This window comes from Mycobacterium toneyamaense (genome assembly GCF_055384815.1).
In genome coordinates this window covers 4,663,839-4,689,507 of sequence record NZ_AP040333.1, presented here as the reverse complement: position 1 = coordinate 4,689,507, position 25,669 = coordinate 4,663,839, and the positions used below count along the sequence as shown (strand labels likewise).

General features: G+C 65.1%; 27 protein-coding genes. 16 read left to right on the top strand and 11 right to left on the bottom strand.

Features of this window, described 5'->3' with window-relative positions:
• Positions 1-2 precede the first annotated feature (2 nt).
• The 4 genes from ACZ5IQ_RS22610 to ACZ5IQ_RS22595 are packed head-to-tail and all read right to left on the bottom strand — an operon-like array spanning position 3 to position 4,999.
• Entirely contained in the window at positions 3-1,718 is a 1,716-nt protein-coding gene (locus ACZ5IQ_RS22610) for a GMC oxidoreductase (RefSeq protein ID WP_406783869.1), read from the bottom strand.
• Between the two features lie 10 nt (positions 1,719-1,728).
• Entirely contained in the window at positions 1,729-2,754 is a 1,026-nt protein-coding gene (locus ACZ5IQ_RS22605; protein WP_406783868.1) for a Rieske 2Fe-2S domain-containing protein, read from the bottom strand.
• Entirely contained in the window at positions 2,751-3,725 is a 975-nt protein-coding gene (locus ACZ5IQ_RS22600) for a PDR/VanB family oxidoreductase (RefSeq protein WP_406783867.1), read from the bottom strand. The genes ACZ5IQ_RS22605 and ACZ5IQ_RS22600 overlap by 4 nt, the downstream gene beginning before the upstream one ends.
• Positions 3,722-4,999, bottom strand: a complete 1,278-nt coding sequence (locus ACZ5IQ_RS22595; protein ID WP_267323881.1) for a cytochrome P450 — start codon at positions 4,997-4,999, stop codon at positions 3,722-3,724. Before ACZ5IQ_RS22595 ends, ACZ5IQ_RS22600 begins: the two co-directional genes overlap by 4 nt.
• A 166-nt stretch (positions 5,000-5,165) precedes the next feature.
• Between ACZ5IQ_RS22595 and ACZ5IQ_RS22590 the strand changes: the two genes are divergently transcribed.
• From ACZ5IQ_RS22590 to groL, 6 genes are all read left to right on the top strand, one after another.
• Positions 5,166-6,434 carry a PucR family transcriptional regulator gene (locus ACZ5IQ_RS22590; protein WP_267323880.1) on the top strand — a complete coding sequence of 423 codons (1,269 nt, stop codon included), beginning with the start codon at positions 5,166-5,168 and terminating at the stop codon, positions 6,432-6,434.
• Positions 6,435-6,618: 184 nt separating this feature from the next.
• Positions 6,619-7,785 (top strand): Abi-alpha family protein, encoded by a 1,167-nt coding sequence (locus ACZ5IQ_RS22585; protein WP_267323879.1) that lies wholly within the window; start codon positions 6,619-6,621, stop codon positions 7,783-7,785.
• 48 nt (positions 7,786-7,833) lie between these two features.
• A complete protein-coding gene (locus ACZ5IQ_RS22580) occupies positions 7,834-9,174 on the top strand; it encodes a DUF445 domain-containing protein (RefSeq protein ID WP_323848438.1) in 1,341 nt (446 codons plus the stop codon).
• Positions 9,167-10,036 (top strand): universal stress protein, encoded by an 870-nt coding sequence (locus tag ACZ5IQ_RS22575; protein WP_267323878.1) that lies wholly within the window; start codon positions 9,167-9,169, stop codon positions 10,034-10,036. The genes ACZ5IQ_RS22580 and ACZ5IQ_RS22575 overlap by 8 nt, the downstream gene beginning before the upstream one ends.
• A 146-nt stretch (positions 10,037-10,182) precedes the next feature.
• Positions 10,183-10,485 (top strand): co-chaperone GroES, encoded by a 303-nt coding sequence (gene groES, locus ACZ5IQ_RS22570; RefSeq protein ID WP_029367666.1) that lies wholly within the window; start codon positions 10,183-10,185, stop codon positions 10,483-10,485.
• Positions 10,486-10,569: 84 nt separating this feature from the next.
• Positions 10,570-12,189: a chaperonin GroEL gene (groL, locus tag ACZ5IQ_RS22565; RefSeq protein WP_267323877.1), complete on the top strand. Its 1,620-nt coding sequence runs from the start codon at positions 10,570-10,572 to the stop codon at positions 12,187-12,189.
• Between the two features lie 72 nt (positions 12,190-12,261).
• Here the strand turns inward: groL and ACZ5IQ_RS22560 are convergent, their stop codons facing one another.
• Positions 12,262-12,618 carry a hypothetical protein gene (locus tag ACZ5IQ_RS22560; protein WP_464480321.1) on the bottom strand — a complete coding sequence of 119 codons (357 nt, stop codon included), beginning with the start codon at positions 12,616-12,618 and terminating at the stop codon, positions 12,262-12,264.
• Positions 12,619-12,809: 191 nt separating this feature from the next.
• On the opposite strand from ACZ5IQ_RS22560, the gene ACZ5IQ_RS22555 reads away from it, so the two are divergent.
• Positions 12,810-13,112 carry a hypothetical protein gene (locus tag ACZ5IQ_RS22555; RefSeq protein ID WP_464480320.1) on the top strand — a complete coding sequence of 101 codons (303 nt, stop codon included), beginning with the start codon at positions 12,810-12,812 and terminating at the stop codon, positions 13,110-13,112.
• On the opposite strand, the gene ACZ5IQ_RS22550 is transcribed toward ACZ5IQ_RS22555, so the two are convergent.
• A protein-coding gene (locus ACZ5IQ_RS22550) for an IS3 family transposase (RefSeq protein ID WP_212806691.1) occupies positions 13,091-14,274 on the bottom strand; the annotation gives its coding sequence in 2 pieces (ribosomal slippage) (positions 13,091-14,022 and positions 14,022-14,274; 1,185 coding nt in all). The two genes, ACZ5IQ_RS22555 and ACZ5IQ_RS22550, sit on opposite strands and share 22 nt — an antisense overlap.
• Before the next feature lie 131 nt (positions 14,275-14,405).
• Between ACZ5IQ_RS22550 and ACZ5IQ_RS22545 the strand changes: the two genes are divergently transcribed.
• Both ACZ5IQ_RS22545 and ACZ5IQ_RS22540 read left to right on the top strand, forming a co-directional pair.
• On the top strand, positions 14,406-14,705 hold the full coding sequence (locus tag ACZ5IQ_RS22545; RefSeq protein ID WP_464480319.1) for a DUF6953 family protein: 300 nt from the start codon (positions 14,406-14,408) through the stop codon (positions 14,703-14,705).
• Positions 14,669-15,523: a DUF6414 family protein gene (locus ACZ5IQ_RS22540; RefSeq protein ID WP_464480318.1), complete on the top strand. Its 855-nt coding sequence runs from the start codon at positions 14,669-14,671 to the stop codon at positions 15,521-15,523. The genes ACZ5IQ_RS22545 and ACZ5IQ_RS22540 overlap by 37 nt, the downstream gene beginning before the upstream one ends.
• A gap of 240 nt (positions 15,524-15,763) precedes the next feature.
• On the opposite strand, the gene ACZ5IQ_RS22535 is transcribed toward ACZ5IQ_RS22540, so the two are convergent.
• Both ACZ5IQ_RS22535 and ACZ5IQ_RS22530 read right to left on the bottom strand, forming a co-directional pair.
• Positions 15,764-16,009, bottom strand: coding sequence for a hypothetical protein (locus ACZ5IQ_RS22535; protein WP_464480317.1), 246 nt, complete (start codon positions 16,007-16,009; stop codon positions 15,764-15,766).
• Between the two features lie 601 nt (positions 16,010-16,610).
• A complete protein-coding gene (locus tag ACZ5IQ_RS22530; protein ID WP_464481502.1) occupies positions 16,611-17,915 on the bottom strand; it encodes a carboxylesterase family protein in 1,305 nt (434 codons plus the stop codon).
• A gap of 128 nt (positions 17,916-18,043) precedes the next feature.
• On the opposite strand from ACZ5IQ_RS22530, the gene ACZ5IQ_RS22525 reads away from it, so the two are divergent.
• Positions 18,044-19,357 (top strand): IS256 family transposase, encoded by a 1,314-nt coding sequence (locus tag ACZ5IQ_RS22525; protein ID WP_267323522.1) that lies wholly within the window; start codon positions 18,044-18,046, stop codon positions 19,355-19,357.
• Between the two features lie 115 nt (positions 19,358-19,472).
• Here ACZ5IQ_RS22525 and ACZ5IQ_RS22520 read toward each other — a convergent pair whose 3' ends face one another.
• Positions 19,473-19,643, bottom strand: a complete 171-nt coding sequence (locus ACZ5IQ_RS22520) for a hypothetical protein (RefSeq protein WP_267323875.1) — start codon at positions 19,641-19,643, stop codon at positions 19,473-19,475.
• Between the two features lie 38 nt (positions 19,644-19,681).
• Between ACZ5IQ_RS22520 and ACZ5IQ_RS22515 the strand changes: the two genes are divergently transcribed.
• The 5 genes from ACZ5IQ_RS22515 (at position 19,682) to ACZ5IQ_RS22495 (ending at position 24,021) form a co-directional block, all read left to right on the top strand.
• Positions 19,682-20,218 carry a group I truncated hemoglobin gene (locus ACZ5IQ_RS22515; protein ID WP_267323874.1) on the top strand — a complete coding sequence of 179 codons (537 nt, stop codon included), beginning with the start codon at positions 19,682-19,684 and terminating at the stop codon, positions 20,216-20,218.
• A 37-nt stretch (positions 20,219-20,255) separates the two neighbouring features.
• Entirely contained in the window at positions 20,256-21,539 is a 1,284-nt protein-coding gene (locus ACZ5IQ_RS22510) for an adenylate/guanylate cyclase domain-containing protein (RefSeq protein WP_464480316.1), read from the top strand.
• Positions 21,539-22,309, top strand: a complete 771-nt coding sequence (locus ACZ5IQ_RS22505) for an enoyl-CoA hydratase (protein WP_464480315.1) — start codon at positions 21,539-21,541, stop codon at positions 22,307-22,309. Before ACZ5IQ_RS22510 ends, ACZ5IQ_RS22505 begins: the two co-directional genes overlap by 1 nt.
• Positions 22,310-22,363: 54 nt before the next feature.
• The gene (locus ACZ5IQ_RS22500; protein ID WP_135357763.1) at positions 22,364-22,834 is read left to right on the top strand and encodes a hypothetical protein; all 471 of its coding nucleotides are present in this window, start codon (positions 22,364-22,366) and stop codon (positions 22,832-22,834) included.
• 86 nt (positions 22,835-22,920) lie between these two features.
• Positions 22,921-24,021, top strand: coding sequence for a ferritin-like domain-containing protein (locus tag ACZ5IQ_RS22495; RefSeq protein ID WP_061001639.1), 1,101 nt, complete (start codon positions 22,921-22,923; stop codon positions 24,019-24,021).
• Here the strand turns inward: ACZ5IQ_RS22495 and ACZ5IQ_RS22490 are convergent.
• Positions 24,002-24,463 carry an OsmC family protein gene (locus tag ACZ5IQ_RS22490; RefSeq protein ID WP_135357762.1) on the bottom strand — a complete coding sequence of 154 codons (462 nt, stop codon included), beginning with the start codon at positions 24,461-24,463 and terminating at the stop codon, positions 24,002-24,004. The two genes, ACZ5IQ_RS22495 and ACZ5IQ_RS22490, sit on opposite strands and share 20 nt — an antisense overlap.
• 10 nt (positions 24,464-24,473) lie before the next feature.
• Positions 24,474-25,091, bottom strand: a complete 618-nt coding sequence (locus tag ACZ5IQ_RS22485) for a TetR/AcrR family transcriptional regulator (protein WP_244602401.1) — start codon at positions 25,089-25,091, stop codon at positions 24,474-24,476.
• A gap of 92 nt (positions 25,092-25,183) precedes the next feature.
• Between ACZ5IQ_RS22485 and ACZ5IQ_RS22480 the strand changes: the two genes are divergently transcribed.
• Positions 25,184-25,657 (top strand): nuclear transport factor 2 family protein, encoded by a 474-nt coding sequence (locus ACZ5IQ_RS22480; RefSeq protein WP_029120961.1) that lies wholly within the window; start codon positions 25,184-25,186, stop codon positions 25,655-25,657.
• Positions 25,658-25,669: the final 12 nt, after the last annotated feature.

Below are 25,669 nucleotides of genomic sequence, written 5' to 3'. Positions count from 1 at the left end.
CGTTACGCGTCGTTCGCGGCCGGGGAGAGCGGGATGAGGGGCAGTCGCAGCGCCCCCGGAGCGCCCTCCGGCACAACGGGTTTGATCGGAGCAATGGCGTCCACGCGGCGATAGGGCTGGCCCTGCTCGGGACGCAGGTCCTCCTCGCCCTTGTTGGGCCACATCGCCGCCGCACGTTCGGCCTGGGCGGTGATGGTCAGCGACGGGTTCACGCCCAGGTTCGCCGAGACCGCCGACCCGTCAACGACACTCAGGGTCGGGTATCCGTAGACGCGGTGGTACGGGTCGATGACGGCGTGCTCGGCGTCCGAGCCGATGGCGCAACCGCCGAGGAAATGCGCGGTCATCGGGATGTTGAACAGCTCGCCCCAGGTGCCGGCCGTGACGCCGTCGATCTTCTCGGCGACCCGGCGGGTCGCGTCGTTGCCGGCCGGGATCCATGTCGGGTTGGGCTGGCCGTGGCCCTGCTTGCTCGACAGGTGCCAGCCGCGCAGTCCTCGCTTGGTGAATGTGGTGATCGAGTTGTCCAGGTTCTGCATCACCAGCGAAATCACCGTGCGCTCACTCCAATTGCCGACCGTCAGGACCCGCAGCAGTGCGCGCGGATGCGTCACAGCCAGACCCAGCGCCTTCAGCCAGCGCGGCCACCGGCCGCCGCCGTCGGTCATCACCGTCTGGAGGAGACCCATCGCGTTGGAGCCCTTGCCGTAGCGCACCGATTCGATGTGGGTGTCGCTGGTCGGATGGAACGACGACGTGATGGCCACGCCGCGGGTCAGGTCCAGCGCCGGGTCGACCTTGTATTTCATTGCGCCCACGATCGATTCGGAGTTGGTGCGGGTGAGCACGCCGAGGCGGTCCGACAGCTGGGGCAGGGTGCCGCTGTCCTTCATCTTGTGCAGCAGGTTCTGCGTGCCCCAGGTACCGGCCGCCAGGACGACGTGCCGCGCCGTGAATGTCCGACGGTTCTTGCGCAGGGTCCGGCCGGTGCGCACGGTGTCGATCTCCCAGATGCCGCTCGGGCTCTGTCGTACCGAATCGACCGTTGTCAGCGGATGCACTGTGGCGCCGGCATTCTCGGCCAGACCGAGGTAGTTCTTCAGCAGCGTGTTCTTGGCGCCGTAGCGGCAGCCCGTCATGCAGCTGCCACATTCGATGCACCCGGTGCGGTCCGGTCCGACGCCGCCGAAGAACGGATCGGGCACGGTCTTGCCGGGTTCACCGAAGAACACCCCGACCGGCGTCTGGACGAACGTGTCGCCCACACCCATGTCCTCGGCGACCGCCTTCATGATCTCGTCGGCCGGGGTCATGCTCGGGTTGATCACCACGCCGAGCATTCGCCTGGCCTGGTCGTAGAACGGCGAGAGCTCGTCGGACCAGTCGGTGATGTGGGCCCACTGCGGGTCGTTGAAGAACGTCGCGGGCGGCTTGTAGAGCGTGTTGGCGTAGTTGAGCGACCCGCCACCGACGCCCGCCCCGGCCAGGATGACGACGTCGCGCAGCATGTGGATGCGCTGAATGCCGTAGCAGCCCAGCTTGGGAGCCCAGACGAATTTCCGGACGTCCCAACTGGTTTTGGGGAACTGGTCGTCGGTGAACCGGCGGCCGGCCTCCAGAACGCCCACGCGGTAGCCCTTCTCGGTCAGTCGCAGCGCGGTGACGCTGCCTCCGAATCCGGACCCGACGACGATCACGTCATAGTCGGTGTTGGACATGTGGCTCTCCTCAGTTGAAACGGCTGGTTTCGTCGTCGACCATGTCCATGGCGATGCGCCGGGCCCGGATCGCGGCCCGATCGGCCTTGACGTTGATGTCGCGCCGGCGGTCACCGGGTTCGTCAAGCCGCCGCTGAATCGTCTCCAGGATGGCCGCATCGCGAACGGCCCACTCGTGGAACATGATCCGCAGGTACTCGGTGACGGTGTCCTCGGCGCCGGCGTAGTTGCGTGCCATCTGCAGGAAGACGTGCGTCGAGCCCGGCGATTCGGGCGTGAACCCGTGAATCCGCAACAGCCCATAGGATTCGCCGTCGTCGATTTCGATGGCGTAGTGCTGCGTGTGCAGCGCGGGGGACACGAAGGTCCCCTCTTCGCGCCGGGTGGCCACCGACTCTTCGGGCAACCCGGTGATCGCCGACTCCCACGGCGCCAGCCGACTCGGGGGAGTGGACCGGGTGTAGGCCACCGAGCGTTCGGAGATCTCGACCTCGTTGAGCGGCGGGAGTTGCTGAATATCCGGTGGCACGACCTCGGGATGCGTCACGAACACATCGGTCAGGTCGAGATAATGCTCATGCAGCAGAAGGTAATTCGCCTCGATACGTAGCACCTCGGTGGTGCTGGTCCAGCCGGTACCGTCCAGGTACCACGGCACGCGTGGCGGTGGGCGCAGGGCGGCAGCACGCGGTTCGCCGAGCCAGATCCAGACGAACGGCGCGGTCTCGACGACCGGGTACGCCGCCACCCGGGCGCCGGGTGGCACGTTCTCCTGCGACGGCACGTCGGCCAGACAGCCGTCGGGCTCGTAGCTGAAGCCGTGATAGCCGCAGACGACACGATCGCCGTCCCGCCGGCCCTCCGACAAGGGATAGGCGCGGTGCGCGCAGCGGTCTTCCAGGGCGACCACTTCACCGGACGCGCGGCGGTACAGGACCACGTGCTTGTCCAGCAGACGCCGGGCCAGCAGTCCCGCGCCGACCTCATCGCTGAGCGCGGCCACGTACCAGCAGTTCAACGGGTAGTTGGTTCTCATAGGTCGAGCACCAGCCTTTCGGACCGGGAGCGCGAGACGCAGATCATGATGGTTTTGTTCTCCGCCTTCTCCGAGTCGTTGAGCACGGAGTCGCGGTGATCGCCGATGCCGGCGATAATTTCGCATTCACAGGTGCCGCACACGCCTTCCATGCACGACCCCAGTACGTCCAGGCCCGCTTCTTCGGCGACGTCGTAGATCGTCTTGTCCGACGGCACGGTGAGGGTGATGCCGGAACGCTGGCATTCGATCTCGAACGTGTCGAGGGCGTCGGCCGGTTCCTCGATGGTCTTCGCCGAGAAGCGCTCGAGGTGCAGGCTGCCGTCGGGCCAGGCCTGGCAGCCCTTCTCGACCGCGTCGAGCAGGCCCTCGGGTCCACAGCAGTAGACCAACGTGTTGTCTTGCGGCGCCGCCAGCACCGCCGCCAGCTTGGTCCGGAAAGCGTCGCCGTGCTCGTCGCGCGCGCAGATGGTCACGCGGTCGCCGAAGCGTTCCAGCGCGTCCAGGTACGCCATCGACGAGCGGGCGCTGCCGCCGTAGATCAGCTGCCAGTCGGCGCCGGTGGCCTCGGCGGCCTCGATCATCGGGAGCATCGGCGTGATGCCGATACCGCCGGCGACGAACTGGTAGCGCGGCGAGTTCACGAGCGCGAAGTGGTTGCGCGGCCCGCGCACCCGGACGGTGGTGCCCTCGTGGAGCTTGTCGTGGACGTACTGCGAACCTCCACGGCTGTTCGGGTCGAGCAGGATGCCCACCTGCCACTCGGTGCGGCTGGCGGTGCTGCCGCACAGGGAGTACTGCCGTGTCAGCGACGGCGACATGACCAGGTCGATGTGAGCGCCGGGGGTCCACTCCGGCAGGTCCGCGCCGGAGGGGTCGGCGAGCGTCAGCGTGACGACACCGTCCGCGGATTGCTCGCGCCGGCGCACCTCGAGGTCGACCTCGACTTCCCGGTATGCAGCGTTACTCACAGTGCCCTCTGTTCTTCGTCCGAGCGGCGCATTGCCGTGCGGCGGACGGGGATCGACTTGTACTGGTTCAGGAACAGCGCCCGCACGCGGGTGGGATCACCGTCGAGCGCGAGGTCGGGGAACCGGCGGACGGTCTCCTGAATCCACAGCTTCAGTTCCAGCCGAGCCAGGTTGGCGCCCAGACAGAAGTGCTTGCCGCGGCCACCGAAGGCCTGGTGCCTGTCCGCCAACTCCTCGCGGGTGATGTCGAACTCGTGCGGATTCTCGAAGACGGTCTCGTCCCGGTTGGACGCCAGATACCACAGCAGCAGCCGGTCGCCCTCCTTGATCTGCTTGCCGTGCAGCTCGAAGTCCGTCGTCGCGGCCCGGCCCATGAAGGCGAAGGCGGGTGCGTAGCGCAGGCCCTCCTCGACGGTGGGCTCCAGCAGCTCCGGGTTCTCCTGCAGCAGGATCAGCTGATCCGGGTTCTGCATCAGGGCCAGCATCGTCGCGCTGTACGTGGCGCGCGTCGAGTCGTTGCCGGCCGTCATGAGCAGGGTGAAGAACGTGGCCATCTCGAGTTCGTTGAGCTTCTCGCCGTCCACTTCGGCGTTCATCACCGCGGTGATCAGGTCGTCGCGCGGGTTGTCCCGGCGCTGAGCCATCTGCTCGCCCAGGTAGGTGATGATCTCTCCGACGATGGCGCCGGCGTCATCCCACTGCGAGCGGATTTCCGGGTCTTCGAACGCGCTGAACACGTTGGTCCAGTAGACGAGGCGCTCGTCATCCTCGGGGGGTGTCCCGAGCATCGAGCCGATCACCCGGGCCGGCACCGGCCGGGCGATGTCGCGGACCAGGTCGAAGCTCTCGCGGTCGGCCACGCTGTCGAGGACGTCGTTGATGATCTGCTTGATGGCGTCTTCGTGGGCCGCGACACGTTCGGGTGTGAAGGCCTTGATGACGAGGGCCTTGAGCCGGTCGTGCCGGGGCGGGTCCATCGAAATCAGCTGCAGCCGCTGGACATCCAGCGGCACACCGATGTCGTCGACGTTGAAGATGCCGCGCTTCTCGGACGAGAACGTGCGGTGGTCGCGGCTGACGGTGCGGACGTCGTCGAAGCGGGTGATGGACCAGAAGCCGCCTTCGCCGGGGACGTTGCGCTGGGGGCTGTAGTGCACGGGGTCTTCGCGTCGCATTCGGGCGAACAGCTCATACGGCGGACCGTCGTCCCACACCGCGGGGTCGGCGAGGTCGACGGCGGCGAGGTCCACTTCGGTTGCGGCGGCAGTAGCCACGTTGCCCTCCTCGTTGGTCTGGTGTCTACGAAAGCTATTCATCGCGGCCGCCCTGATCGACGTCTCGGGACGACCAACTCTCAGGGCGTTTGCGGAGCGTAGTTGTCGTGCGGCGACAAAGCCCGATTTGCGGCAACTTCGGCGCCTCGTGATCTACGGTCGTGTCATGCCGGGAAGACGCGTCGACGAAGGGGCCGTCGTCGCGCGCGCAGCCGAGGTGATCGGCGCGCTCGACGGCAAGCTGAACGACATCACGCAGTCGATCCAGAAGATCCTCCTGACCGAGATTGCCGAGCTCAGCGAGGATGCCCAACTGCTCGAATTGCAGGCGCACACCGTCGCCGCCAATGTCGAGACCGTCTTCGCCTCGATCCGCCACCGGATCCCGATCGAGGACGTCGTCCCGCCGACGGAGTCGCTCGAACACGCCAGGCGGATGGCGCAGCGCGGCGTTCCGGCAAATGCGGTGGTGCGCGCGTACCGGCTGGGTCACCAGGAAGTCATGAACTTCGTGCTCGACGAGATCGCGGACTCGGACCTGGATCCGCGCCGGGGCCTCGACGTTTTCAAGTACTTCCAGACCGTCGCGTTCGGTTACATCGACTGGATTTCGCAGCAGGTCCTCATCACCTACCAGCAGGAGTACGACCGCTGGGTGGAGAACCGGAACAGCATGCGGGCCCAGCGGGTTCGCGCGATTCTCACCGCGGCCGGCGGCGACGTCGACGAGCTCACCGAGGAAATCCGCTACCCGTTGCGACGCGTGCACCTGGCCCTGGCGCTGTGGTACCCCGATGACCACGGCGGCGACGAGCTGGTCCGCATGGAGCGTTTCGCCAACCACCTCGCCACATCGCTCGGCACCCATGAGCCGCCGCTGTTCCTGTCGGTCGACCATCTCACCGCGTGGGTCTGGCTGCCGCTGTCGGCGCAGGGCGCCGAGGGCGCTTCGGACCGGATCCGCGAATTCGCGGCGACACAACAGGATTCGCCGTGGATGGCGCTGGGCAATCCGTTGCCCGGCATCGAAGGGTTCCGGCGCTCGCATGAGCAGGCGGTGAACGCCCGCGCGGTGGCGGTGGTGTCGGGCTCGGTCGAACGGCGCATCACCGCGGCGAGCGATCCGGGGTTGCCCGTCGCGACGCTGCTCGGCGACAACGTCGGATCGGTCGGCGCCTGGGTGGCCGAAATCCTGGGTCCGCTCGCGAGTGACACCGAGAACGACGAACGGCTTCGCGAGACGCTGCGCGTGTTCCTGCGGACCGGGTCGAGTTTCAAGGCCGCCGCGGACGAAATGCATCTGCATTCGAATTCGATCAAGTACCGGGTCAACCGCGCGATCAGTCGCCGGGGCACGCCGATTGTCGACGATCGCATCGAGGTCGAGGTCGCATTGCTGTTGTGCCACTGGTTCGGTCAGGCCGTTCTGAACTGACAATTCGCCGCGACGGGGCATTTGTGGACCGTCGACAACACGCGCCCCGGGTGCGGTACGAACTTTGGCTGTTTGCGACGTAGTTCGCTTGCGCTGCCGTCAGTAGTTTTTGGATCACTGCGAAACGCATGTCAGCGAGCCGGTCCTTTGGATAATTACTCGCACAGTCTGACGGAGGCGAATTATGGGCGACGATCCAAAATCCGACAAAGCTCGCGGCACCTCGCCCTCCGACGATCACGGTCAAGAGCCGAGCGGTAATCCCTTGGGCGCCTTGGTCGATCCGCTCGCCAAGCTCGGTATCGACACTGCGCGCGACATCGCGGCGGCCGTGCAATCGACCCGAGCTGCCGCCGGCGATCTGCTGAAGGTCGTCAATATTCTGAGCCGGTTGCCGGGTCGCGAGACGCACCCGACACCGACAGCGATCTCGTCGCCGGCGGATGCTGCCGATGACAGCGACAATATTGACGATGGCGACGAAAATGCTGCTGCCGCAACCGCTGTGCTGCCCGTCGTGACGCCGGACGCGTCGCCGGTCGAGAACCCGGGAATCTTCGGCGGCCTCAAGCGCGCCGCGGAGTCTGCGCTCAATCCCGCCGCCGTCATCGGCGTCGCCGTCACGCCGGTACGCCGGGTGATGGGTGGCTCCGGCGACACCGTCAAGAAGAAGTCCGAACACCGCGACGGCGACAAGAAGGAGGCGAAGCACGACAGCGACGCTGATCTGCGCCACTGGGGCGACGAGCTGATTGCCAAGTCGCAGAAGCCGACACGCAAACAGGCGCACCGGCATCCGGCATTCAGCCAGATTCTCAATGAGCTTGCGCCGGACGATGTTCGGATGCTGCGCTTCCTGGCCGTCGCAGGCATCCAGCCGTCCATCGACATCCGGACCAAGACGATGTTCCACGTCGGCTCGGATCGGCTCGTCAGTGGCGTGAACATGATCGCGGACATGGCCGGCTGCCGGTGGCCCGAGGCGGACCAACGCTATCTGGCCAACCTCAATCGTCTTGGTCTGGTGCGCTTTTCGTCTGAGCCGGTGGCGGACTACCGGCGCTACGCGCTGCTCGAGGTGCAACCGCGGGCACTTGAGGTGACCGAGGTGATGCCCAAGACGATCAGCGTGTACCGCAGCATCTACCTGTCGGACTTCGGCAAACAGTTCTGCGAAGTCTCTGCATCGACACCGAGGGTTACAACGCCGGTGGCTGGGCCACCGATGAGCGCGGCGACAAGATCATCGGGAAAGGCCCACCTGATCCCGCCGCGCACCACAAGCACTGATCCGACCCCGACAAGCCCAGGGATATGCCATGACAACGCTCGCCGCCGGGCCCTTTCTTGATTGGGAGGAGCTCACCGGACAATCGAAATTCATCGTCGACATATCAGCGTGCCGATCTTCAGCGCGATCGCCGGCTTGATCACCAACTGGACCGGCGTCATCATGTTGTTCGCGCCCGTGCGGTTCACCGGCTTCTATGTGCCGGGCCTGAAACGGATATTTCCCTTTCTGCCCCGCAAGGTCCAGATTCTGCCCACCTTCGCGCCCAACGGAATTCTGGGTTTCCAGGGATTCATTCCGTGTCGCGCCGAGAAGATGGCCAGCCTCATCGTCGATACATCCATAGCCCGGATCGGCAAGATTTCGGACTTCTACGCACAACTCAATCCCGACAAACTCGCCAAAGCCATTGCGGTGGCGGCACGACCGGACATCGGCCGGCTGACCACCGAGATCATCGAGGGCCGGCATCCGCAGATGTGGCGCTCACTCCCGCGGCCGCTGAAAGACGAGGTGCTGCAGACCGTCGACGCCGAGTTGCCAACCATTTCCAAGCGGGCCTTCGCCAAGGTCGGCGAGAACATCGACCAGCTGCTCAACGTCAAGCTCATGACCGTCAACTTCCTGCGTCGCAACCCAGAAGTGTTGCGGGACATCATCAAAGGCTTGGCGGTGCCCGAACTCCGCTTCATGGTGCGCATCGGCGCGCTGGGCTTCCCGTTCGGTGTCCTGCTGGCACTGTGGCTGTCGCTGATCTACTACTCCAGCGACGAGGCGCGCGAACACGCTGCGGCACATGGCGGTTTCGCCATCCACCTGCCGGGATTTCTCGACTCGATCCTGCACTTCCTGCCGGCCTGGCTGTGGGTGCTCGGCGGGGCCGCGGTGATCGGCATCATCGTCAACATCATCGCGATCAAGGTGGTGTTCGAACCCGGTGAGCCACAGCCCCGCTACAAATACCTCTGGAAGCAGGGACTTTTCGCGAAGCGGCAGCACCAGGCCGCTCACGAACTCGCCACCATGCTGTCGCTACAGGTCCTGACGGTCAAGAACTTCGCGCACGAACTGCTCAACGGCGCCAGCGCGGACAAGACCCGGGCGCTGATCCAGTCCGCGGTGGGCGAAGAGGCCGAGCGCATCCTGGGCCCGTACCGCGTCGTCGCCCGCAACTCGTTCGGTGTCGTCGATGTCGAAGGGCTGCAACGCGGCGCCGGCGACAAGCTGGTCGATTTCGCCCCGAGCGTCCTCTACGACCCCGGGTTCAACAAGACCCAGGCCAAGAAGATCGAGACGTTCGCGACCGAGAAGTTCCGGGCGCTGCCGCCCGACAAGTTCGGCGAGATGCTGTACTCGGCCATCGAGCAGGACGCCTGGCTGCTGTACGCCCACGGTGGACTCCTGGGCATCCTCGTCGGCGCCGTCCACATCCTCGTCTTCGGTGCCTGACACCCCGATCGAAGGGACCGCCATGACGTCCTACTCCCGAATCGTCGTCGGCACCGACGGGTCCGACGAGGCGACCGACGCGGTCACCGTCGCCGGCGTGGTGGCCGCTGCCCTCGGTGTGCCGGTCACCGTCGTCACCGCGTGGAAGCCCAGCGTCTCGGTGCCGGGTGGCCGGGAACAGCCGTGGGCGGATCTGACGGCCGAGGGCGCCGACGTCGATCTCACCGCGTTGGGCGTCACGACGATCGACAAGGTTCCCGTGAAGGGCAGTGCGTTCGACGCCCTGGTCGACGCTGCCGCGCAGTCGGAGCGACCGCTGATCGTCGTCGGTGCGGCAGGCCTCGGCCAGACCGCCAGCCGCTTGTGGGGGAGTACCTCGAACGAACTGTCGCACCACAGCCCGGTCGACGTGCTGTTCGTGCGCAAGCCGGTGGCGGCGGTGCAGACGATCGCCCTGGCCACCGACGGCTCGGACACCTCGGTGCGTGCGGTCCGGGCCGGGTATGACCTGGCGGCCGGGGCCCGGCCGATCCTGGTCACTGTCGGAGGCGACGCCGCCGCGGCCGAGGAGACCCTGAACACGGTCGCAAGCCGGCTGGGAATCGCCGGGTCGCTGGAGCGGCAGGCGCTGACCGGCGACCCGGCGGACGTGCTCGCAGCTGCCGATTACGACCTTCTCGTGATCGGGAACCGCGGCATGGCGGGCTTCGCCCCGGGTCCTCGGTTCGACGGCCAACACCATCACGCACCGGGCGACGTCCAACCTGCTCCTGGTCAACACGTCACCGGCGGCTGGGTAGCCTGCGGTTTCCGCCCACAGCGAGTTCGTCGAATCCGGCACTGCCCCACCCTTGAGCGCTAGCACTCGCGTGTATAGAGTGCTAGGTGGCACGCGGCCAACCGCGCTCCGGCACCCGCGACGACGGTGTGTGGTCAGGACGCTTGCCGAACAACCTGGCATCCGGGGATTGGCCCTGGATCGACATACCAACCAAGTGGAGGGCTTCCATCGTGGCAGTCAACATCAAGCCACTCGAGGACAAGATCCTCGTTCAGGCCAACGAGGCCGAGACCACGACCGCTTCCGGTCTGGTCATCCCTGACACCGCCAAGGAAAAGCCGCAGGAAGGCACCGTCGTCGCAGTTGGCCCCGGCCGCTGGGATGAGGACGGCGAGAAGCGGATCCCCCTGGACGTTGCCGAGGGCGACACCGTCATCTACAGCAAGTACGGCGGCACCGAGATCAAGTACAACGGCGAGGAGTACCTGATCCTCTCGGCCCGCGACGTGCTGGCTGTCGTCTCCAAGTAAGCATTCGTGTCCCGCCCCGGAAATCCCCGTGTCCGCACGGGCGGTTTTCGGGGCGGTATGCGTTAGGCGTCAAGAAAGACTTTTATGAGCAAGCAGATTGAATTCAACGAAGCTGCGCGCCGCGCCATGGAAGCCGGTGTCGACAAGCTCGCCGACGCGGTCCGCGTCACGATCGGCCCGCGCGGCCGGAACGTGGTGCTGGCCAAGGCCTTCGGTGGCCCACAGGTCACCAACGACGGCGTCACCATCGCGCGCGACATCGACCTGGAAGACCCGTTCGAGAACCTGGGCGCCCAGCTGGTCAAGTCCGTCGCGACCAAGACCAACGACGTCGCCGGCGACGGCACCACCACCGCCACGGTGCTGGCCCAGGCCATCGTGAAGGCCGGTCTGCGCAACGTCGCTGCCGGTGCCAACCCGATCGCGCTCGGCGCGGGCATCTCGAAGGCCGCCGACGCGGTGTCCGAGGCCCTGCTGGCCGCGGCCAAGCCGGTGTCCGACAAGACCGCCATCGCCCAGGTCGCGACCGTTTCGTCGCGCGACGAACTGATCGGCGAGCTGGTCGGCGAGGCCATGACCCGCGTCGGTGCCGACGGCGTCGTCACCGTCGAGGAGTCCTCGACCCTGAACACCGAGCTCGAGGTCACCGAGGGCGTCGGCTTCGACAAGGGCTTCCTGTCGGCGTACTTCGTCACCGACTTCGACGCCCAGGAAGCCGTCCTCGAGGACGCGCTGGTGCTGCTGCACCGCGACAAGATCAGCTCGCTGCCCGACCTGCTGCCGCTGCTGGAGAAGGTCGCCCAGGCCGGTAAGCCGCTGCTGATCGTCGCTGAGGACATCGAGGGTGAGGCCCTGTCGACCCTGGTCGTCAACGCCATCCGCAAGACCCTCAAGGCCGTCGCGGTCAAGGCGCCGTTCTTCGGTGACCGCCGCAAGGCGTTCCTGGAGGACCTCGCCGTCGTCACCGGTGGCCAGGTCGTCAACCCCGACGTGGGCCTGACACTGCGCGAGGCGGGCCTCGATGTGCTGGGCACCGCCCGCCGCGTCGTGGTCAGCAAGGACAGCACCGTGATCGTCGACGGCGGCGGCACCGCCGAGGCCATCGACGGCCGCAAGGCGCAGCTGCGCAGCGAGATCGAGGCCTCGGACTCGGATTGGGACCGCGAGAAGCTCGAAGAGCGCCTCGCCAAGCTGGCCGGCGGCGTGGCCGTCATCAAGGTCGGCGCTGCCACCGAGACCGACCTGAAGAAGCGCAAGGAAGCCGTCGAGGACGCCGTCGCCGCCGCCAAGGCTGCGGTGGAAGAGGGCATCGTCACCGGTGGTGGCGCCGCTCTGGTCCAGGCTCGCACCGCCCTGGACGGCCTGCGTGGCTCGCTGACCGGCGACGAGCTGATCGGCCTCGAGGTCTTCTCCTCGGCGCTGTCGGCCCCGCTGTACTGGATCGCCACCAACGCCGGCCTCGACGGCCCCGTTGTGGTGAACAAGGTCTCGGAGCTGCCCGCCGGCCACGGCTTCAACGCCGCCACCCTGACCTACGGTGACCTGCTGGCCGACGGTGTCGTCGACCCGGCCAAGGTGACCCGGTCCGCGGTGCTCAACGCCGCTTCGGTGGCCCGGATGATCCTGACGACCGAGACGGCCGTCGTGGACAAGCCGGCCGAGGAAGCCGATCACGGGCACGGCCACCACGGTCACGCTCACTAGGGCCGTGCGGTAACACGTAGAAACAACGAAGGCCCCCTCGGTTGCGTAATGCAGCCTTGGGGGCTTTTCGTTTCAGTGGAAGTACATCCTGAAACAGGCATAGATCAGACCGACGCTCATGCCGGTTGCGGTCGGTTCGTCGCTAACTTCTCCGTGCCATATCCAGTACAAGCCGCCGATGCAGAGCGTTAGGCAGAGGAGCGCGCCAAGCGCCTTCAGGCCTCGGTCGTCCATACGGCGGAAAGCTACGCCCGTAGTCGGCCCTGCTTTATCCAATTGACGGGCTAGTAAACGCCGGTAGTGTCGGGCGGTATGCCAGCAGCAGAAGACGACGAACTGACAGAGGCGCATGGCGCGATCGACCACGCTGTCGCGTTCCTGCACCGACCTCTGGCCGGTGAGACGTTCCTTTACGTCATCAGGCAGCACTCAGACCACTGGACCTACCAACGCCGTGAACTCAGCGCCGGACTATTGGTCCTGGCGGGCGAGAGCGGTCGCGTTGCGAACGGCGAACAGGCTGCCGAGTGGGTCCATAACGACTGGCCTCGGCTGCGTAACCAACTCCGCTGGGCCAAGTACATGGCCAATAACCCGCCGCCTCGGTAAGCGGATTCGAAATGACGACGAACGCGGCAGTTGCGGCGGTGTTGTCGATCCTCGGCGCGTGCTGCGGGATCGTTGCAGTGGGTGCGTTGTTGGAACAACGAGCCAAAGCGCACCGAGCCGCCAAGCGGCTCGATGAGCCGGTGATTATCGACGGCGGTTGGCTTGGTGAGCCTCCGCCGGATGCGCCACCTCCGCATGACAATGAGATGGGCAACGTCCTGCGGGACATCATTGGTGTAGCCAACCCCGGTGCCGTGCCAATTGGGCTTGACCCTGTTTGGTGGACACAGGGTCAGGCGGCTTGTGCCGTCTGATTGATCCGGTTTTCAAACTCGACGGGGCTGATCATGCCCAGTGCGCTGTGACGCCGGCGGCGGTTGTAGACCCGCTCGATCCAGTCACCGACGGCGAGCCTAGCGGCAGCTTTCGTCGGCCACAACCGCCGGTCGTAAAACTCGACTTTCAGTGTCGCCCATAATGATTCAGTCGCAGCGTTATCCCAGCACACCCCGGTACGGCCCACCGACCGCAGCAGGTTGTTCTCCCGGGCGAACCGAGCCAGCTGCGCCGAGGTGTACTGACAGCCCCGATCGGCATGGAAAATCACCTTCTCTGGCAACGGGCCACGCAACGCGATCGCCATCGTCAACGCCGACTCGACAACATCGGTATGCAGGGTATCGGCGATCGCCCAACCGATCACCCGCCGCGAATGCCCGTCCCGTACCGCCGCCAGATACAACCAGCCTTCCCCAGTCCGCAGATAGGTGATGTCGCTGGTCCACACCGCGTTGAGCACACCGGTATCGAAACGACGTTTGACCAGGTCCGGGATCGCTTCGGCATCCGGGTCCGCCACGGTGGTCGGCGGACCGAAAGTGCGCGGACTGATCCCGAACAAACCTTGGCGGCGCAGTGATGCCGCCACCGTCTTGCACGAGACCACCCAGCCATCCTCCCGTAGATCGGCCAGGATGCGCGGTGCGCCGTTCACCCCGTCGGAGTCGGCATGAAACCCCGCAACTGCGGTGTCGAGGCGCTTACGGCGCTGCTGGGCCGGCGTAGGACCGGCAGCGTCGGCCACACGCCACTTGTAGAACCCCGACCGCGATACCACCAGCAGTCGGCACATCCGCACAATGCTGAAGTTCGCCTTCTCCGCCTCGATGATCCGGTAAGCATCTACCGGTTCTGTTCGGAGGCGAAGAAGGCTGCCGCTTTTTTTAAAAACTCACGGTCCAAACGCAATTCAGCGTTCTCCTTGCGCAGCCGCTCCAACTCGGCGCGCTCATCAACATCAAGCACCCCGCCAGTATCCCCGGCCGACTCGCGGGCCTGGCGCACCCACCGACCCAACAACTGCTCACCCAGATTCATCTCCGCGGCCACATGCGCGATCGGACGTCCCGTCTCGATCACCAGGCGGGCAGCCTGCTCCCGAAACTCCGGGGTGTACTTCTTACGCTTGCCCGCCATACGGACATCCTTCCCGCAGGACCAGCAGTCCCACCAGTTAGGTGTCCACCATCAGGGGTCAAGCCCACAATCGTTTTCGCCGGGTTGGGCGTGCTCCTGTCGGCATCTGCGGGGGTAGTTTCCTTGTTCCAGTGACCAGTTTTGAACTGGCACACCAGCCGAAGGAAGGTGCTGTACGTCAGATGACTAGTGGTGCAGCGGCAACAGCGATGGATGTCGCTCAGTGGATGGTCGACCGCATCAGAGCCGAGAAGCTCGAATATCAGGAAGTTATGGTGCACGAGATCGATACTCGGATCGGCTCCGAATGGGTATACGAAAATGAGAACGGCAATCCCGCGATCAGCCCTAAGGTGCTGACGCAGTTTCGCAAACTGCACGGCGACTCGATTGAGTGGGACCGCACCGAGCGGGCTTGGAGCGTTGCCTAGTGCTGATTCGATTCGTTTACTTGGACAAGCCAATACTTGAAGGGTTTGCGGCGCAACTAGACGGAGGTCTTATCGCCGAAACCAAGGTCCACCTCGTGAAGAAGCGGGCTAAGACCGGTGAGATTAATCTAAAGTTCGCTCGCGCGAAATTGGAAGGTGGAGGCTCGGACGATAGAGAATTGACGATGTCCTATCCGCCCGAAGCCCAGTACCAAAGGCTGTTAGCCGTCGCGCGCGATAACCCCGAAGCAATTGCATGGATCGACGTCGTCGACCCAAACAATGACTTCGCGTCAGCTCAGGTTGGCGAGACAATCCTCTGGGAGTGTGACGTTGAGATCGATCAGGGGTCACGACTCATTGCGCGTGGTGGCGGCGGCGTCCAGATGGCCGCCCTCATGGATGTTTTCGTTACAGCGGGTCAGGCGGGTCTTAGCGTGGGAAACGCGAATTACGATACAAGTAATGCCGAACAACTTAAAGCGCAGACAGAGGTTATGCGCCAGCTTTTCGACAGTCTGAATATAAGTCGAATAGCTGTGGGTCGTGATTCCTCGACTACGACTTGGTCTATTTTCGGGCCGCTCCATAACGACCATCTGCGAGTGGAGAATATCGAGAACGAGCGTCTAATCGTGGTCGGAAAAATCAAGCGGATAGTGCCGTATGGTCAATCCCGCAAGCTCGTCAACAATGAAGCAATGCAGCTCATGGAAACATTCTCGACGTCCTCCGGTCGCAAAAACCAGTCGAATCCAATGAACTACGAAATTGAAGGCCCAGCGCTGGAGTTGGACATCATTGCCATCTATCGCTAGCTGCGGACTATGACGTACCGCCCCTGCATAACATGCACGGCCGCACTCGGTTCGGGCGGTGTCCGGCTGCCGTTGTAGACCATGCCGTTGCCGTCGATTGAGTACCGTTCTCCGCGCCAGACCGGGCGACCGTTTGACATGTAGGAGGCTGGAACTCCGGGGCCGTCAGCCAACTAACCATGCTGACGTAGCCGGCTGCATGGCAGTTGGTTTCTTGCGATGTCAACGGCCCGGCAATCTCTAGTGTGGGTGGCAGTCAAAAGCTGGGACGTACATAGTGATAGCCAGCGCGATCAGGCCGCCACCGAGCATGAAGAGGAAGCCGATACCCACGTTCTTCCAGAACTCACCTTTGTCATGCTTCTCAAGCACTGCCTGAAGAGTCTTTCCGATGGCGTCTGCCTTTTTCTGGCTCTCAGCGGCCAGTGCGTTCAGTTCTTCGACCTTCTTGGACAACTCTGCGACCGAAACTTCTTTGGTGTTCACCTGGCTGGTGAGTTCATCTAGCTTCGCCTGCGCGGCTCCGATCGCCCTCTGGAATTCTTCAAGCTCCGCTTTGCTTCTGCTTGGTCGCTCGGCACAGCCCTACCGGCCGCCCCCACAGTGTCAAACGATGATGGAGTGACGGCGCTGATGAGACCCAACAAGATTCGTAGTGGAAGTTGTGGAACTGGCGACTGTAGTTGTGCCGCCACTACCGCGAGCACGCCGCCAACTAGGGCGACAGCGATCGGTGGCACTCCTAGAACTGAGGTGCCACCACTGAATGCGAGATAGGTGGAGTGAGCCACGCACGCGGTCGCCATGAATCACTAGTACCCGCGCCGCCACAGATGCGGGACCGAATCGCCATGCTCGGCGTACCGCTTGACAGACCGACTAGCGGGCTACTGCCGAGAGGATCGTCGTGGACAAGCCGGCCGAGGAAGCTGATCACGGGACAAGGCCACCACGGCCACGCTCACTAAGTAGTTTCCGTGCCCGACTGTGAGGGGTATGCAGGAAATCTCGACGATTTCCCCACATAGACCTCACAGTCGGCGCGACGAGAACACCCCCGGTCCTGTTGGGCCGGGGGTGCTTTCGTTTACCCGAAGACGAGTTGTCTCTGCCCGAGTGCCGCGACACCGTCATGCGCGAAACCCGCCCACAGGGAACGCATCTGACGCCCGAGGCCCTCATCGACGGTGCGTGGCTCGGGGCCGAGCATCGGTGCGTCCCGCCAAGCGTCAACCGCGCCGACGAGCAGTGGAAGCTCGATGCAATGGCATGCGCCCAGGGGCGCTCCCGGTGGTGCCCAGTCCACGCGGAACGTCGCCGACCGTCCGCCCGCGCGCTCCCAGGTGCGGGCGAGATCGATTGCCGGCCTGCCGAATACGGTGCGCGTCAGGTTGCGCCCGACCGCTGCGGCGAGCGCTTTGCCGGGCGGACCGAGCCGTTGGACGCGGGCGCCGCGCGGATCCATCGACACAAATGGCGCGCCGTCGTCGCGCGTGTAGCCGACCAGGATCTCGACATGCGCTGCCGCAGCGGCGATCTGAGACTCGAGTTGTTCGGCGGAAACCAGCGGTGCGTGACCGAGAATCGGCGCGAAGGCCATCATGCCGAGCCGGCCGAACGGCTGGGCGGCAGTCAGTGCGGCAAGCTGTGCCTCGAGCAGCTGCTCGGTGTCGGCTTCCATGGCCGGCGTGTCCTTCAACGCCGCCAGCGCCGCGGTGCGCATCGCGGCGGCCATCGAGGAGCGCTCGCGCGGCAGGCCCAGCGGAGCGCTCTGCAGGATGGCCCGGGTGAACAGGCCCGTTGTCTCCGGGCACAACATCAGTGACATGACGGAATCGCCGCCGGCTGATTGGCCGAACACCGTGACGCGGTGAGGATCCCCGCCGAACGCCGAGATGTTGTCGCGGACCCATTGCAGCGCGCAGATCTGGTCACGCAGGCCGAGGTTCTGCGTCTCCGGGTCGTGGATGTTCAGGTACCCGAAGATGCCGAGCCGGTAGGTGACCGTCACCACGACGACCTGCCCCTCGGCCACCAGCGCCAGCGGATCGTACTTCGGGGATTCACCGCTACCCGACACGTAGGCCCCGCCGTGGAACCACACCATCACTGGCAGTCCGTCGGCATCCGCGGGTGCGGTGACGCTGAGCACTTGGCACTGTTCACTGACTGGGAGGCTGTCGACCACGGGGCCGGTGACGGGCTGCAGACGCGATGGCAGTTGAGGGCACGCGGGCCCACGCTCGGTTGTGTCGAGTTTTTCCGCGCCGACTGTGATCAGTTCCGGGGCGGCGAACCGGTCGGCGCGGGCATAGGGGATGCCGCGGGCGACGACCATGCCGTCGTCTTCAGTCGCCTGCAGGGTGGTGCCGCCGATGTCGATAGGAGCAATGATCAATACCTGTGGATGAGGCCCGAGGAGGTGGCCTGAAAGTGGGCGCACCTTCCCGAGGATGATCATCACGGAATCAGGTATTCGATCAAGACCGGCGTTGGCGCGCTGGTTGGGAAGGTACGCCCATGCTCACCGTAGTTCACGATGCCGAGGAGGCCAACGGCGGCGAGGCCGGCCGGTCGTTGTTGGACGAGATCGTCCGCGACGGAGCCCGGCAGATGTTGGCCGCTGCCCTGCAGGCCGAGGTCGCCGCGTACGTCGCCGCATTCGCTGATCAGCGTGACGAGAACGGTCACCGACTGGTGGTCCGCAACGGCTATCACCAGCCGCGTGAGGTGCTGACCGCGGCCGGTGCCGTGCAGGTGAAAGCGCCGCGGGTCAACGACCGCCGTGTCGACCCCGATTCTGGTGAGCGGCAGCGGTTTTCCTCGGCGATTTTGCCGGCCTGGGCACGCAAGTCCCCGCAGATGAGTGAGGTGCTGCCGCTGCTGTATCTGCACGGCCTATCAACCAGCGACTTCGGGCCCGCACTCGAGCAGTTCCTCGGCTCGGGTGCCGGGTTGTCGGCCACCACGATCACCCGTCTGACCGCGCAGTGGCAAGACGAAGCCCGTACGTTCGCTGCCCGGGACCTGTCCGGCAGCGACTACGTCTACCTGTGGGTCGACGGCATTCACCTCAAGGTCCGCCTGGACCAGGAGAAGCTGTGCCTGCTGGTGATGCTCGGCGTGCGCGCTGACGGCCGCAAAGAACTCGTGGCGATCACCGACGGCTATCGGGAGTCATGCGAGTCGTGGGCGGATCTGCTGCGCGACTGCAAACGCCGCGGCATGACCGCCCCAGTGCTGGCCGTCGGCGATGGCGCGCTCGGGTTCTGGAAGGCGGTGCGGGAGGTATTCCCGAAGACCCGAGAGCAGCGCTGCTGGTTCCACAAGCAGGCCAACGTCCTGGCCGGGCTGCCGAAGTCAGCGCATCCGGCCGCGCTGGCGGCGATCAAGGACATCTACAACGCCGAAGACATCGACAAAGCTCAGGTCGCGGTCAAGGCCTTCGCGGTTGCCTTCGGCGCGAAGTACCCGAAAGTGGTCGCCAAGATCGTCGACGACCTCGATGTCCTGCTGGAGTTCTACCACTACCCCGCCGAGCACTGGATCCATCTGCGTACCACGAATCCGATCGAATCCACCTTCGCCACAGTGCGTTTGAGAACGAAGGTCACCAAGGGTCCGGGATCACGGGCCGCTGGATTGGCCATGGCCTACAAGCTGATCGACGCCGCCCAAGCCCGCTGGCGGGCCGTCAACGCCCCACATCTGGTCGCCCTCGTCCGCGCCGGAGCGGTCTTCCACAAAGGCAAACTGCTCGAACGACCCACCGACATCACCCCACCGACACCACCGTCAGACGGCGATCAACACACCGAAACGGAGGTCGCCTGAAACACCCCGATCCACAGGTATTGACAATTGCTCGATGTCGATACGCCTGACCGCCATCGGCTCACAATATGAAGGACCCCCGATCCGTGCGGATCGGGGGTCCTTGGTCGGGCGGTCAGAACGCCTGGTCGTAGAAGCCGTTGCTGGTGTTGGCATTGTCGTGGTTGTCGACGCTGTAGTGGGGACCGATCGGGGTTCCGGTGGTGGCCTGCGCGGGGACGGCCAGGCCCAGGACGGCGGCGGTCATGCTCGATGCGATCAGAGTGGCAAAGCCGAACTTCTTCATTTTGAACCCCTTTTTCGGTTGTTGTGGTGCTCTGATGGTTGAAACCGGTTGTGCGGCAGTACCATTCCGATCGGCAGGATTTGATGCACGGTTGGCAGAATCAAGTCTTTTGTGACGACGGCGAAGGCTGTGCGGGGAATATCTGCGATTTGCCTGCGTACCTCTCATGGCCGGCGCGATGCTTGGTCGAGGAGGGCATCATGACCGACACGACGCCATCTCTGTACCGACGGCTGGGCGGCTACGACGTGATCGCGGCCGTCATCGACGATCTGTTCGCGACACTGCTGGCTGACCCGGCGTTCGCGCGTTTCGGGTCGGGCCGCAGCAGCGATTCGCATATGCGGGCCCGGCAGCTGCTGGTCGATCAGATGTGCGAGCTCACCGGCGGGCCGTGCCATTACATCGGGCGTGACATGCTGACCTCCCATGCGGGACTGGCGATCTCCGATGCCGAATGGGACGCCAACATGAAACACGCCGACGCCGCGCTGATCAAGAATGGCGTGGCCGAGACCGAAAGAGCTGAATTCCTTTCGCTTTTCGAGCAATACCGCGGCGACATCGTCGAATAGCGGCCTCGGCCTCGCGGGTCTCCGCTATTTTCGGCCTGTGGATGCACAAGCGGTGCGGTGCTGGGTGCAGCACACTCATGCCCAGCTTCATATGCGCAAGTGGATGCTGGAGTTCGACGACGCCGACTCCGAGCGCGAATTCCGGGCGCACGACGACGCGAACGGGCTGCGGGCGGCGACCTTCGCGCAAGTGGTCGGCATCCTGTTCACCGTCGTGTACGCGGCCGTGGACTTCCTGGTCCTGCGCGGGTTCGTCCCCGGCGCCCTGATCGTCCGCGCGGTTACCATCGGCATCTTCCTGCTGGGAATCGTGGCGATCCGCCGGAGTCGGACGCTTCAGGACCGGTTGCAGGTCGCCGCCGTCGTACAGCTGACGGTCATCCAGGTGCTGCTCGTACCGGTGCTGGCCCGCGTCGGCGATTTCCCGACCCAGTACCTGATGACCTCGGCCACCGTCACGCTGCTGGGCGCTGTCGGTCTACTGCGGTTGCGCATGCACGCCGCGCTGGCCAACACCGTGGTGTTCGTCGCGGTGTGTCTGGAACTGCCGGCTGCCCGGGGCAGCCTGGACGAGCTCGGCACGATGGTGCCCCAAATCGCGGGACTGTCCGCGATCAGCGTGCTCATCGCCTACGCGCTCGAGCGGCTGCGGCGTATCGACTTCCTCCGGCAGCGTGAAGTCGAACAGGAGCGGGCCCGGACCGAGGAAATCCTCTACAACGTGCTGCCGGCAACCATCGCGGACCGGCTCCGAGACGGCGCATTGACCATCGCCGACTCGGCGCCCAGCGTCAGCGTGTTGTTCTCCGACATCGTGGGCTTCACGCCACTGTCCGAGACGCTGACTCCTGAGGAGCTGGTGCAGTTGTTGGACACGATGTTCCGCGCCTTCGACGAGCTCTGCGACCGGCGCGGCATCGAGAAGATCAAGACGGTCGGTGACGCTTACATGGCGGTTGCCGGCCTGCCCAACCCCGATGACGACCACGCCGCGTCGATGGCCGAGTTGGCACTCGAGATGCAACGCACCGTCACCAGCCTGTCGTCGAGCTGGCCGAGTCCGATCTCGATGCGGATCGGTATCTCGTCGGGTCCGGTGGTCGCGGGCGTGATCGGGCAGCGCAAGTTCATCTACGACCTGTGGGGCGACACCGTGAACACGGCGAGCCGCATGGAGTCCAGCGGCCGCCCGCACCGCATCCAGGTGTCCGCATCCACGCACTCGCTGCTCGCGCACCGCTACGCATTCAGCGACCCGCAGGTGGTCGAGGTCAAGGGCAAGGGGCCGATGACGACGTACTTCTTGGAGGGCGCCCGCTGATGAGCGAACCGCTGCTGCGCCGTGACCGCGACGACCGTGGGGTCGTCACGCTGACGCTGAACCGTCCGCAGGCCTTCAACGCGCTGTCTGAGGCGATGCTCACGGAACTGGGGGACGCCTTCGTCGGGCTCGCCGACGACGGGACGGTGCGGGCCGTCGTGCTCGGGGCATCCGGCAAGGCCTTCTGTGCCGGCCATGACCTCAAAGAGATGCGGGCGGAGCCGTCGCTCGCTTACTACCAAGGCCTGTTCGCCCAGTGCACGGCGGTGATGATGGCGATCCAGCGGTTGCCGGTGCCGGTGATTGCGCGGGTGCAGGGTCTCGCGACGGCTGCCGGCTGTCAGCTCGTCGCGATGTGCGATCTCGCGGTGGCGAGCCACGACGCGCGCTTCGCCGTCAGCGGCATCAACGTCGGATTGTTCTGTGCCACACCGGGAGTCGCACTGTCCCGCAACGTCCCGCGGAAGGCCGCCTTCGAGATGTTGGTGACCGGCGAATTCATCTCTGCGGACGAAGCCAAGGTGTTGGGGTTGGTGAACCGGGTGGCGCCGCCGGAGGCGCTTGACGACGAGGTCGAGGCGGTGGTCGCGAGCATTGTCGCCAAGCCCGCTGTCGCCGTCGCGATGGGCAAGTCCCTGTTCTACCGCCAGATCGAAGTCGGCATCGACGCCGCGTATGCGGATGCCGGCGCGACGATGGCCTGCAACATGATGGACCCGAGCGCGCTCGAGGGCGTGCTGGCCTTCATCGAGAAGCGCCCACCCAGCTGACGTGGCGGCGGGCGCGCCAAGAATCCGCCAAGGCCCGCGCACCACGCTGTGGCCATGAAGACCATTCTGATCGCGGCGCTCTCGGTCGCGGCCACCGCAGCATTGCCGCTCGCCGCCGTGGCGAACGCCTGTGGCGGTGGCGGCCCGGTGCCCGCCAACCACGAGTTCGTGACTCCCTCGGGAAACATCGTGTGTGACGTGTACTCCGACGGCAATGGCGTGAATTGCGAAGTGCGGGAACATGCCTGGGTGCAGCCGGCATCGACGATGGGCCCGTACGGCCGCGCCTGTAATTTCAACTTCGGCGGCCTGCAGTTCTACGTCAGTAAGGGCAATCCCGGGAAGCTCGGATGCTACGAAGGCGCCAGCAACTTCCGTGCCCCGAACCTCAAGACACTCGACTACGGCCAGACCTTCACCCAGGGCGCGATCTCCTGCACCAGCGAACTGTCCGGGGTCACGTGCACCGACACCGCCACCGGGCACTTCATCCGCGTCGCGCGCGAGAGTTACGACTTGGGCTGAGTGGTTGACGGCTCGGCCGTCCGCAGCGCACTGTGATACAGGTCATATTTCCGTCCGGACATATGCGCGCAGAGAGGCGGCCGTTGATGACTACCAAGGACAAGTACACGACGGTGCCCTCGCCCTATTCCTGGGATGTGCCGAGCGGCGGCGACGCGCGCTTCACCTGGGAATACGACGACGGCCGCGGCCGCCTGCTGTCCCTGTATCAGAAGGGCAAGGACAAGCAGTGGGATGCCCAGTCGCGTATCGACTGGTCGCAGGACGTCGATCCGATGAACCCCATCGGCCTGCCTGACGAGTTCCATCCGCTGTTCGGCAGCCCGATGTGGGAATCGGCCGATGAGAAACGGCGCGCCGAGATGCGCCAGCATTCGCAGGCCTGGCAGTTCTCGCAGTTCCTGCACGGTGAGCAGGGCGCCATGGTGTGCGCGGCGAAGATCGTCGAGGTCGTGCCCGATCTGGATGCGAAGTTCTACGCCGCCACCCAGACGATGGATGAGGCTCGGCACGTCGAGACGTTCTCGCGGTTCCTGCAGGAGAAGGTCGGCGTCGTCTACCCCGTCAACAAGAACCTGTCCGTGTTGCTCGAGGACACCCTGCGCGACTCCCGCTGGGACATGCCCTATCTCGGCATGCAGGTGCTCATCGAGGGTCTCGCGCTCGCCGCGTTCGGGGTGCAGCGCGACCTGGCCGCGCCCAACTCGTTGGCCAAACAGGTGCTGGCCTACGTCATGCAGGACGAAGCCCGGCACGTCGCCTTCGGCCGAATCTCGTTGAAGGACTACTACTCCCAGATCAGTGACGCCGAGCGCAACGAGCGCGAAGAATTCGTAGTGGAAGCCTGCTACCTCATGCGGGACCGGCTACGGGGCGACGAGGTCTACGAGGCGCTGGGCCTCGACGTGCAGGCGTGTATCGACTGGGTCGAGACGGCGCCCATGCTGAGCCAGTTCCGGTCGCATCTGTTCAGCCGAATCGTGCCGATTGTCAAGGACATTGGGCTGTGGGGCCCCAAGGTGCAGAAGGCGTTCGCGGACATGGGCGTGCTGGACATGGCCGGCTTCGACATCGAGGGCATGATGAAGGCCGACGAGGATCAGGCTGAAGCGCTCGACAAGGCCCACGCCGAGATGGTCGTCCGGGCGGCCGAAGTCGACGAAATCATCACGCAGGCAGCGAGCTGACCGGCCGCAACGACGTGGAGACGTGCACGGACGAGGTCAGCGTCCGGTGCACGGGACAGCGCTCGGCGATGGCCAGTAGCTTCTCGCGCTGCTCGTCGTCGAGGTCGCCGATCAATTCGATCTCGCGGTCCATGTGGTCGATCATGCCGTGGTCGGTTTCGCAGTCGGCGCAGTCCTTCGCGTGAATCTTCGCGTGCCGCAACGACACCCGCACCTGCTCCAGCGGCCAGCCCTTCTTGTCGGCGTACATCCGCACCGTCATCGAGGTGCAGGCGCCCAGGGCGGACAGCAGGAGGTCGTAGGGTGACGGTCCGGCGTCGTCGCCGAACGGGCGTGGTTCGTCGGCGATCAACCGGTGCCCGCCGGCGATGATCTCCTGCGTGTAGGTCCCCGCGCCGCTCTCGGCGACGGTGACGGTGCCTTCGGGCGATGGTGTCGTCATGACGACAAGGCTAACTGGCGGCCTCCGACAGCGGGGCCAGGATCAACCGGCACGCCAGCTGAATTTCGTCTTCGGTCTCATCGGCGGAGATTCGTCCGTTGAGGCTGGACTGCAGGATGCCGTGCCAGGTGTGCTGGACCAGCCGCATCAACGAAATATCTTGTGGCCCTGGATCATCCACGCCGCAGATGGTCAGCAGCATGCTGCGGACCTGGCGGTCGATGTGCCCCACCTCGGCGACGGCCGTCGCGTCGGCGGTGTTCAGCGAATTGAGCATGGCTGCGGTCAGGTGGGGTTGGCGCAGCATCGGACGGGTCGCGCGTGACAGGACGTCGAACACGCGGTCGGCCGCGGTGCCGGCCGGGGCCTTCCGGCGGTGGATGCCGTCCTGCATGCGGTCCACCCGGTCTGCCATGAGGCCGACGAAAAGGTGCGTCTTGGACGGGAAGTAGCGGTACAGCGTGCCGAGCGCGACCCCGGCCGCGCGCGCGACTTCGTTCATCTGAACCTGGTCGGCCGGCTTCTCGGCGGCCAGGGCCGCGGTGGCCTGGAGGATCGCGTCGCGCCGCTGTTGCTGCACGGCGGAGCTGGGCTCGGCGGCCGGGCGGGGTTCGGCGATTCGTGCCACGGGGCAGCTCCTTTTTGGGTCTGGAGCGAATTCTAGTTGTTGGGTAGAGTCCCAAAACTGAAATTGATTCTAGTCATCTTGGAGGTCTGGACATGCCACGATTCACCCGGGACGAGCTGATGGCCGCGCTCGACCACTACACCAAGGTCGTCGAGGTCTGTTCGAGCACGGGGGACTGGGCGCCTTTCGCCGATCTGTTCACTGAAGACGTGCACTACATCGAACACGCCTACGGCGAGATGCACGGCCGCGAGGCGGTGCGCGAATGGATCGTCGGCGTCATGAAGCCGTTCCCGCACATGCGTTTTCCGCACACCTGGGTCGCGATCGACGAGGAGAACGGCGCGATCGTCACCGAGATCATCAACGCGCTCGACCACCCGACCGAGCCGGGCAAGGTCTTCGGGTTCCCCAACATCACCCGCCTCGTCTACGCGGGCGACAACCTCTTCTCGTCGGAGGAGGACGTCTACAACCCGGTCCGGGATGCGCCGCGTGCCGTCGGTGAATGGCTGCAGGCCGGCGGTGTCATGCAGGCCGAGCCGATGGCCGCCAAGCATGGCTGACGCCGTCGACGA

What these genes read in the sequence shown, in the direction of transcription:
- groL (WP_267323877.1), top strand. Translation starts at nt 10,570, where the DNA reads ATGAGCAAGCAGATTGAATTCAACGAAGCTGCGCGCCGCGCCATGGAA.
- ACZ5IQ_RS22480 (WP_029120961.1), top strand. Translation starts at nt 25,184, where the DNA reads ATGCCACGATTCACCCGGGACGAGCTGATGGCCGCGCTCGACCACTAC.
- ACZ5IQ_RS22605 (WP_406783868.1), bottom strand. Translation starts at nt 2,754, where the DNA reads ATGAGAACCAACTACCCGTTGAACTGCTGGTACGTGGCCGCGCTCAGC.
- ACZ5IQ_RS22505 (WP_464480315.1), top strand. Translation starts at nt 21,539, where the DNA reads ATGAGCGAACCGCTGCTGCGCCGTGACCGCGACGACCGTGGGGTCGTC.
- ACZ5IQ_RS22490 (WP_135357762.1), bottom strand. Translation starts at nt 24,463, where the DNA reads ATGACGACACCATCGCCCGAAGGCACCGTCACCGTCGCCGAGAGCGGC.
- ACZ5IQ_RS22495 (WP_061001639.1), top strand. Translation starts at nt 22,921, where the DNA reads ATGACTACCAAGGACAAGTACACGACGGTGCCCTCGCCCTATTCCTGG.
- ACZ5IQ_RS22525 (WP_267323522.1), top strand. Translation starts at nt 18,044, where the DNA reads ATGCTCACCGTAGTTCACGATGCCGAGGAGGCCAACGGCGGCGAGGCC.
- ACZ5IQ_RS22555 (WP_464480320.1), top strand. Translation starts at nt 12,810, where the DNA reads ATGACGACGAACGCGGCAGTTGCGGCGGTGTTGTCGATCCTCGGCGCG.
- ACZ5IQ_RS22590 (WP_267323880.1), top strand. Translation starts at nt 5,166, where the DNA reads ATGCCGGGAAGACGCGTCGACGAAGGGGCCGTCGTCGCGCGCGCAGCC.
- ACZ5IQ_RS22610 (WP_406783869.1), bottom strand. Translation starts at nt 1,718, where the DNA reads ATGTCCAACACCGACTATGACGTGATCGTCGTCGGGTCCGGATTCGGA.
- ACZ5IQ_RS22500 (WP_135357763.1), top strand. Translation starts at nt 22,364, where the DNA reads ATGAAGACCATTCTGATCGCGGCGCTCTCGGTCGCGGCCACCGCAGCA.
- ACZ5IQ_RS22520 (WP_267323875.1), bottom strand. Translation starts at nt 19,643, where the DNA reads ATGAAGAAGTTCGGCTTTGCCACTCTGATCGCATCGAGCATGACCGCC.
- ACZ5IQ_RS22585 (WP_267323879.1), top strand. Translation starts at nt 6,619, where the DNA reads ATGGGCGACGATCCAAAATCCGACAAAGCTCGCGGCACCTCGCCCTCC.